Genomic DNA, 8,737 nt, shown 5'->3' on the forward strand with positions numbered 1-8,737 from the left:
ATTACTCTGGAAAAACGGAGTTGGACAGTTCCCGAAAGCTATCCCTGTGGAGTGGACACATTAATTCCTCTCCGGGCCGGAGAGGAATTATCATGGAAATTGAGAGAATAACTAAAGGAATAATAGGTATTCATCCCGTCCTGTATTATTTACTAAAACTAGATTTTTTATACGCCGGATAGTCAGTATATCCTTTTGGCCCAGGAGAATAAAAAGTGGATTGGTCAGGAGCATTCAAGGAATAGCCTGCACGAATCCGATCTGGCAAATCTGGATTTGCCAGGAAAGCCGTTCCAAAAGCAATGGCATCAACAACACCAGAGGCTAAAGCTTCTTTGGCTTCTTCAGGCGAGTAGCCCATGTTGGTAATCAGAGCTCCACGGTAATGTTTCCGCGCTGGAGACAAAATATCGCCTGATTGATGGCCGTAAAAGTCTCCGCGCATTAAATGTAAATAAGCCAAGCCAAAATCATTCAAGCGATCAGCAAGCCAAGTCAACAAGGCCACGGGATTACTATCACGCATATCGTTGAAGCTATTGAGGGGAGATAAACGCACACCGACCCGGTCGGCACCAATGGCATTAGAAACAGCCGTCAATGTTTCGAATAGCAGTCGCGCACGGTTTTCCATGCTACCACCATATATTCCAGAGCGAATATTGCTTCCATCGCGCAGAAATTCATCCAGTAAATAACCGTTTGCCGCATGCACTTCCACCATATCAAACCCGGCAGAACGGGCATTCAGCGCAGCCTGGGCAAACCCTTGGACAATAGCGGGTATTTCGTCATCCTTTAAGGCTCTCGGTTCAGTATAATTTTGCTTTCCATTTGGGGTATGTACCTCTTCACCCTTAATGGCAATGGCGCTGGGAGCCACAGGAACAGCCCCATCATTCAAATCAGGATGGCACGCTCTACCACCATGCCAAAGTTGCAGGGCAATTTTACCTCCAGCTGAATGCACGGCGTCGGTAACTAAGCGCCAACCATCAATCTGTGCGGCTGAATAAATACCCGGCTCATGCCAAAAGGCAGAATTACCAGGCAAAATCATGGTTGCCTCAGCGATGATCAACCCCGCACTGGCTCTTTGAGCGTAGTATTCTGCCATAAGCGGCGTTGGTACATGCTCGCCCTCTGCGCGGCAGCGCGTCAAAGGTGCCATAAAAATGCGATTAGCGGTGTGGATGCTGCCCAGTTGCAATGGTGAGAACAAGTCGGCCATGGATTCTCCTTGTCAGTATCAGCTTAGAGTCTTAAACACCGAAATAATACCGACTAGTCGGTCTGTTTACAAGCATCCATATTTTTGCAGATACACCATACTCACATAACTTCAAAGCAATCGCTGGCTAAACAAGTTGTGGATCAATGAGCTACCAATCCTCTGTTCAAGAATGATGGCTCGGGGAAAGATGTCGACAAAAACAACAACCGCGAGGCCAAAAATTGCTGCAAAGCCTCCCTACAACCTGCTGCGTTTATTCGAATAACTTGATCATCTGGTTTGTGACGGTTGATCTTGTTATGATGCGAGCATTGTTGATCAGACTCTCGCCACGGTAACAGCGTACGATGAAAAGATCAGCCTTTACCTTGCCCAGGTGGCGAAATCGGTAGACGCAAGGGACTTAAAATCCCTCGGTTTATACCGTGCCGGTTCGAGTCCGGCCCTGGGCACCATTCTGTAACATCAAGGATACCCTTCATGTCGATTGACTCCATAAACCCTTCCGCTGTGGCCCCTTTGAGTAACGTGATTGATGTGCGCGGAATGACATATACTGAAGCACAACCCGTTGTTTATGCGGCCAGCATTCGTCTGTCCGTCGGGCAAAAAATACAGGTGCTCACAGATTCAGATCCTGCCGCCATGATGCGTGCCGTAGCTTTTCAACTGCGGGATGCCATCTCCTGGCACATGGAAAGCGACGGCAAACTATGGCAGGTCGAAGTTCAACCCCGAGCCGAGGCAGAAGCCAAAGATGTGGTTGATCTGTTAACTTGGGACCATTATCGCCTGGATCATCAGTTTGCTCAGGTTCTTGCTGCAGCCAACGAAAACAGAATTGCTGAGGCTGAGAGTATTTTCAAGGATTACTGGATTGGTCTCCGTCGTCACGTTCATCTGGAAAACAATCTGCTGGGTCCGGTTCTTGGGGGGGGCGAAGAGCAGGGACCCTTGGCAGATATGCTTTTTGAACATGACAGTATTATTGTGCAATCGCGCCTGGTCGAAGAAACCTTTGACGAAAAAGACTATGGTATGCTGCCAGCCATCTGCGCAATGCTTTCCGGCTCACTTGCGAAGCATGAAAACCGTGAAGAAACCACTTTGTTTCCCATTTGGCAGACGACAGATAATAGTGATCGTGGCCGTGCCACTGAACATCTTGCCAGAGCAAAAGAACTTCTATCGGGTTCAGAAGATAGCCAGGTACTGAAGGTTTTTTCCTGAACAACCTGACAGCTTAGCGGTATGCTCCCATCCGCCGCTGGGCTCGTACCATATACCAGCGCCCCAGAAGAATGAGTATCAACACTCCGGCGGTAATCAGGAAAGCTGCGGCAAATGCCAACATATGTGATTCTGCAAAAGGCTCGTTGATGAATGTCCAGATAACATAAGTCAAATAGCCGATTGGCTCCTTGGTCAGACTTCCGGTCCACATATAGTTTGACCAGCCAGCGGTATACAAAAGTGGAGCTGTTTCGCCCATGGATAATGCCACCGCATAAAAAAGACCGGTCATAATCGCCGGTGCGGCACCAGGTAGTAATATCTTGAAAACAATCCGCCCCTCCCCTGCCCCTAATCCATATCCAGCCTCACGAACAGACAAAGGGATGTTACTCAGCGCCAATTCCGTGGAGCGGGCAATGTAGGGAAGGAGCATGACGGTCAGGGTGATGATTCCTGCAGCCACTGAAAACTGCCAACCCAAATAAATGACCATCGTAATATAACCCACGTAACCCAGCACTATGGAGGGTACACCAACCAGAACGTCTGAGAGAAACCGCAGCAGCTTGCCAGCATTTCGATGACCATGCTCGCTCAGATAAATGCCTGCAGATATCCCGATGGGTCCAGCCAACAGCAAGCTGCCCAGAGACATGATAATGGAACCTTCAATGGCATTTTTCAGACCACCACCAATACCATTGGTAATTTCTGTCAACAATTTGATATTGAGCGCTGGCCAGGCATGTATGAGCACATCAACAATGATGGAAAGAAACATGGCCGCCAAAAAGACAAAGGACCCTATGACCATGATGGTAGCAAAAACAGTCCTCAGCCTGCGCCATAAGGATACTTTAAATTTCCTGGGTGTACTCATTTTCGGTAATACCTGCTCTTCCAATACATTAATAGCCATCAGCGGACCTTTGTCATCCATAACATCATTCTGGCAGCTATATTGACAACCACCGTAATCAGCAATAACACCAGGGCTATTTCAGATAATGCTTCAACAGCCATATTGGTTGGATCTTGCAGTGCACTATCCAGCTGCGAGGCAATAAATGCCGCCATGGTTGAAATGGGAGCATAAATATTATTGGGTAAGTAGTTAAGGGCATTACCACTGACCATCAATACCGCCATGGTTTCACCCAAAGCCCGCCCCAACGCCAAAATCCCTACGCCGATCAAGACGGTTCTTAGCTTAGGCAAAACAATATGCCAAAAAACTTCAAGGCGATTCAAACCAAGGCTCAGGCCAGCCTCTTTCAAGGCAGGTTCTGTCATCTGGATAGATTCACGCAGCGTCGCCGAAATCAGGGGAATGATCATGACTGCCAAGACAAAAGCAGAGGTCAATAGCCCATAACCGCTTCCCGCTTCGCCATTCAGGAAAGGAATAAAAGAAAAAGTCTTTGCCAAAAAAGGAAAAATGGTGTGCCCAAATAGCGGCACCAGCAAAGCATATCCCCATAAACCATATACTACACTGGGAATGGCAGCGAGCAGATCGACAAATAAGGATAAGGGCCCTGACCAGGTTTTACGAATGCCTTCACTGAGAAAATAGGCTGCGCCAATAGCGATAGGCATGGCAATAAGCATCGCCAGTACCGAACTGGCAATCGTCCCCACGACCAGAAACCAGATGCCATACTTGGCACCAGGCATGATTTGATGCCCATTTACTGAAACCGGGTTACCATAAAGATTGCCAAGATTCCAATCATTCGTCCATAAAAAATGAAATTGATTATACTGAATAGCCGGCCATGAATACACGGCCAAAAAAATTATCAGAAGGAGTAATGAAATCGGCAAAAAACTTGCGGTAGCCACTAATGCCGTTCTGAATACAGGAATTTTCATTACAATGATTCCACTTCCCGAATTAAGTTAATGTTATATAAAAAGTCGTATTAAAAAATACCGGTGCCGGGGTATCCCGGCACCGTTCAGATCTTAGTGAATTTCTGCGATCTGTTTACGTGACAGCTCAGCGGCGCTGTCAGGTAGCGGTACGAAGTTTACCGCAGTGATAAAGTGTGGTGCATTACCGCCCTTGGGATCAATGGCCCAGTTCAGGAATTTCTTCATGGCTGCAGCCACTTCCGGCTTGGCCTGGGTCTTACTGACGATGGCATATTCATAATTGATGATGGGGTAGGACTTGGCACCAGGAGCGAATACCAGACTGATCCGTTCATCAGCAGGGGTCTTGCTGACCATTTCACCAGCTGCAGCCTTGGCATTTTCCACTGTAGGCAATACGAAATTGCCTGCGCGGTTTTCCAGCATGGCCAGGCCCAATTTGGCTTCTTCAACCGGTTTCTTCCAGCTGATACCGATGTATGCCACACCATAAGGCGTCGTCTTCAGAGCCTGGACCATGCCGGGGTTGCCTTCGGCACCGATACCACCCGGAACGGCCGGCCAACTTACCGTCGTACTGTAGCCAACGCTTTTGCTCCATGCTGGGGAGGTGTCAGCCAGGTAGGTGGTAAAAATGAAAGTGTCGCCAGAACCATCGGTACGGTGGATAGGGACAATCTTGTGGTTGGGCAGTTTTACGCCAGGATTCAGCTTGGCAATGGCCGCATCGTCCCAGTTGGTGATTTTGCCGGAATAAATACCGGCAAGCACAGGACCGGAAAGCTTCAGATGCTTGTTGTTCAGACCGGGCAGATTGTAATTGATCATCTGAATGGAGATGGCCAAAGGAATGTTGAGGATGTTCTGATGCATTTTGATCTGGGCATCACTCATGTATGCATCAGAAGCGCCAATCTGGGCAACGCCGGAAATGGCTTCAGCAATACCCGTACCACTACCCGTACCCTGGGTGGTTATCTGCACGCCGGGATTCATTTTGGTGTACACAGGTACCCACAGGTTGAAAAGCGGATACAACAGGGTGGAACCGGTTTCCAACAAGGAAATCGTGGCTGCACTGGCGGGCATGGCATATATGCCGGCAAGACCCAATGCAGAAACCATGACGGCACCCTTTACACTGCGAGAAAGCTCTTTCTTCAAACGATACAGCATAAGACCTCCAAAGATGGCGAATTCGTTGATTTACGGCTTATTTCCAAACACACCGTACGTCCTCAATGCCTAGCAGGCAGTCTTGAAGAAACGTAAGTAGCAATCTAGCACAGTTATATGACAGTTTGATGACAATCCTTCTGGTGCAAATAGAGCCCGTCCAAAAGGACGGGCTCCTCAAGGTAATGAAGGTTTGTACCACCGGTTACCAGGTCAGAATACGGCCTGCAGCGGCCAATGACGGCAGAGCCGCACTGGGATTCATCATGGGAATGGGTTTGGCCAGATCATCCTTGGTCATACCATTCAATTCCAGAGACTGCAGGCAACCAATAATCTGAACTTCATTATCTTCGGCCAGCTTCATGAAGTCGGCGACACTTTTACCGCCTTCCATCGGGAATATGCTCTCTGCCTTACCTTTGGCAAGCAGCTCCGTGGCTGGTCCAGTGAAATACATGACGACTTTCTGCTCGGCGGCAGCGGCAGTGGCAGCCAGGAAAAAAGCGGAAGGAAGACGCTTGGGGTTTTCAGCGCCAGTGATAAGAATGATAACAAGATCCGCTGCTTCGGACATCTAACACCTCCTGATTGAACGTGTGAAATAACTTGAAGATTGTACACCAATTTGTGGTACCAACTAAAACGGTTGTGCTTAGGCTTTAGTTCTCAGTCGCAACGGCGCGCATCATTTCCGGCAAAGCATACCACTGAAGTTCACCTTCCAGTTGATCAACAGCTTTCAGATGAATACCAATCACGCTGGCTTTTTTGACGGGCACACTGACCCGGGTTAGTCGCGTAGTCCAAATTCCTAGATGGGGCTGATGACCCACCACAATCAGCGTTTCAGGCTGTTTGCTCAAACTCTGCCAATCCCGACTCAGTATGTTCAGATCTCCGGCGGGAATAGCCTGGTGATAGCGTTCTACTTCAACACCAAAGGCTTGGGCAATATAAGCGGCTGTCTCACGGGTACGGAGCAAGGGGCTACTCCACAACAAAACCGAACCTTGAATACAATGGCGTAAGCCCCGGGCGACAGCCGCTGCTGTTTCCTGTCCATAGCGGGTGAGTTGCCGCTCAAAATCAGAGCCGGAAACGGCTTCGTCTTCTGCCTCAGCGTGGCGTACGAGTAAAAGGTTCACGCTTTTGCACCTCCTGTCCAAACCAGATGACGGTGATGGCACGGGGTAACACGCGGGCAAGAATTGTGATTGCGGCAATGCCAATCAGAGCAGTCATCCATTCGTCCACCCGGGTTTTAGTATCGGGACCCGAACCAATGAAAATCTCCAGCCCGGATAAAACAGCCCCCACAAAAATAGTCACCGGACGCCAGCCATAAGGACCAAGCACCGGATAAAAGCGCGCTAAAGCACCCAGGGTTACGGTGGCCCAGAGTGCGTACTCCCCGGCACGAATCCATAAACCCTGGGGACTGACCGGCAGCATCGCCCCACTCCATAAAATACCGAGATAAATAAGGAGCGCGATAATGGCCCAACGCCACCATCCGGACAGACTGCCTTTCATTTAATGCTTTCCTCTTTGTGGATCATAGGGGTTTTCGCCCTGACGAAATAACAGGCGCAAAGGAATGGAGTCCAGATGTAAGGCTTTCCGGAAGGCGCTTTCCAGATAGCGCTTGTAACTACCCGGCAAGCGCGTTAGCTGATTCCCGTGAAATACCAGAGTCACCGGATTTTCACCACCCTGATGACAATATCGCAACTTGATCCGGCGTCCGCCAACCATGGGTGGCTGATGGGTTTCAATAATCTCGCCCAAAGCCCGATTCAGCTCTCCCGTTGAAAAATGTTTGCGGGAGTCCTGCCAGAGGCGATCAATACTTTTGTACAAATCACCAACACCTGTACCATGCAAGGCGGAAATGGTGTAGACCGGCGCATACTGAATAAAACTCAGGCGGCGCTCAAGCTCCTGCTTGACCGCCTTACGATCGTGAGGACTCATCCCGTCCCATTTATTGATCACGACGACAATCGGGCGTCCCAGCTCTACAGCGACCCCCACCAGATGAGAATCCTGTTCGGCAATACCAACCCTGGCATCAAGCACCAGCAGCACGACATCGGCTTCCCGCAAGGCGCCCAATGTTTTCAAAACACTGAGTTTTTCCAGGCCCTCGCCGACTCTGGCACGCCGCCGCATGCCGGCAGTATCAATCATGACATAGGGCTTGCCATCGCGTTCATAGGGAATGCGGATACTGTCCCGGGTAGTCCCCGGCTCATCAAATACCAACACTCTTTTTTCGCCAAGCATGGCGTTAACCAGGGTCGATTTACCGACATTGGGACGGCCGAGCATGGCTATGCGGGGGCCTTTTCCGGCATCCTGCTGCGCAATTTCCTCACTGGGCAGATCCGAGAAAACGGCTTCCAGCAGAGTTTCAACACCATGTCCATGGGCAGCAGAAATCGTATAGGGCATTCCCAGACCCAGGCGATGGAATTCCGGGAGTTCGCTGACGGCGCCTTTGGCATCCATCTTGTTCACAACCAGGTAAATCGGTTTGCCACCACGGCGCAATTCCATGGCAATTTCTTCATCCTGGGCAGACAAACCTTCTTTGGCATCGACCAGAAAACAGATGGCGTCGGCTTCCTGAATAGCCAGTCTGGTCTGAATGGCCATGGCCGCAACCAGACCCTCGCGTTCTTCGGGTTCAAAGCCGCCGGTATCAATGACCAGATACTGACGACCTTCAAACTGCGCAGTTCCATAGTGACGATCACGCGTCAGCCCGGGGAAATCGGCAACCAGGGCCTCCCGCGTACGGGTGAGGCGATTAAAAAAAGTGGATTTACCGACATTGGGTCGCCCCACCAGGGCAATAACTGCAGTCATGATACAGCCTTAGCGCTTTTCGAGCTTGATCCGATACAAAGTGCCCGCATCACTGAGAGCAAGAATCTGGTGATTATCCAGACATACGGGACTACTTTGAATACCGCTGGAGGAAAGGCGTGTCTGACCAATCCGATGCCCGGATTCGGGATTGAAGGCGTAGAGATAGCCACCATTATCGGTTGCCAGCAAATCATTTCCACAACTACTCAGACCGGTCATGGCATGGCCTTTGAGTTTATCGTTTTTCCACAGGATGCTGCCGGAACCAGGATCTATTTCAGAAATTACTCCATCTGAATCGGCCACATACAAATGTCCCTTGAACCAGACTGGAGT

The 8,737-nt window shown here is 49.8% G+C and carries 10 protein-coding genes and 1 tRNA gene; 2 read left to right on the top strand and 9 right to left on the bottom strand.

The features are described from left to right. Positions 1 to 145: 145 nt before the first annotated feature. Entirely contained in the window at positions 146 to 1,231 is a 1,086-nt protein-coding gene (locus AC2VLY_RS04400; RefSeq protein WP_486921822.1) for an alkene reductase, read from the bottom strand. 373 nt (positions 1,232 to 1,604) lie between these two features. Between AC2VLY_RS04400 and AC2VLY_RS04405 the strand changes: the two genes are divergently transcribed. After that, positions 1,605 to 1,689 (top strand) — tRNA-Leu (locus AC2VLY_RS04405). A gap of 25 nt (positions 1,690 to 1,714) precedes the next feature. Continuing rightward, positions 1,715 to 2,464 carry a hemerythrin domain-containing protein gene (locus AC2VLY_RS04410; protein ID WP_193651633.1) on the top strand — a complete coding sequence of 250 codons (750 nt, stop codon included), beginning with the start codon at positions 1,715 to 1,717 and terminating at the stop codon, positions 2,462 to 2,464. A 13-nt stretch (positions 2,465 to 2,477) separates the two neighbouring features. Here AC2VLY_RS04410 and AC2VLY_RS04415 read toward each other — a convergent pair whose 3' ends face one another. The 8 genes from AC2VLY_RS04415 to AC2VLY_RS04450 all read right to left on the bottom strand — a co-directional run. Next, positions 2,478 to 3,251, bottom strand: coding sequence for a PstA family ABC transporter permease (locus tag AC2VLY_RS04415; RefSeq protein WP_227485559.1), 774 nt, complete (start codon positions 3,249 to 3,251; stop codon positions 2,478 to 2,480). A gap of 137 nt (positions 3,252 to 3,388) precedes the next feature. After that, on the bottom strand, positions 3,389 to 4,345 hold the full coding sequence (gene pstC / locus AC2VLY_RS04420; RefSeq protein ID WP_486891924.1) for a phosphate ABC transporter permease subunit PstC: 957 nt from the start codon (positions 4,343 to 4,345) through the stop codon (positions 3,389 to 3,391). A 93-nt stretch (positions 4,346 to 4,438) separates the two neighbouring features. Further along, entirely contained in the window at positions 4,439 to 5,524 is a 1,086-nt protein-coding gene (gene pstS, locus AC2VLY_RS04425) for a phosphate ABC transporter substrate-binding protein PstS (RefSeq protein ID WP_486921823.1), read from the bottom strand. Positions 5,525 to 5,729: 205 nt separating this feature from the next. Next, positions 5,730 to 6,101: a DsrE family protein gene (locus tag AC2VLY_RS04430; protein WP_010640087.1), complete on the bottom strand. Its 372-nt coding sequence runs from the start codon at positions 6,099 to 6,101 to the stop codon at positions 5,730 to 5,732. 85 nt (positions 6,102 to 6,186) lie between these two features. Beyond that, the gene (locus AC2VLY_RS04435; protein ID WP_486921824.1) at positions 6,187 to 6,672 is read right to left on the bottom strand and encodes a SixA phosphatase family protein; all 486 of its coding nucleotides are present in this window, start codon (positions 6,670 to 6,672) and stop codon (positions 6,187 to 6,189) included. After that, the gene (locus AC2VLY_RS04440) at positions 6,644 to 7,060 is read right to left on the bottom strand and encodes a hypothetical protein (RefSeq protein ID WP_193649983.1); all 417 of its coding nucleotides are present in this window, start codon (positions 7,058 to 7,060) and stop codon (positions 6,644 to 6,646) included. The genes AC2VLY_RS04435 and AC2VLY_RS04440 overlap by 29 nt, the downstream gene beginning before the upstream one ends. Beyond that, positions 7,061 to 8,398 carry a ribosome biogenesis GTPase Der gene (der, locus tag AC2VLY_RS04445; RefSeq protein WP_193649984.1) on the bottom strand — a complete coding sequence of 446 codons (1,338 nt, stop codon included), beginning with the start codon at positions 8,396 to 8,398 and terminating at the stop codon, positions 7,061 to 7,063. It abuts the gene before it with no gap. A 9-nt stretch (positions 8,399 to 8,407) separates the two neighbouring features. Further along, positions 8,408 to 8,737 (bottom strand): outer membrane protein assembly factor BamB family protein (locus AC2VLY_RS04450; protein ID WP_486891922.1); only part of this gene is annotated, 330 nt, incomplete at its 5' end.

Source organism: Acidithiobacillus sp. TH-A36, assembly GCF_057473445.1.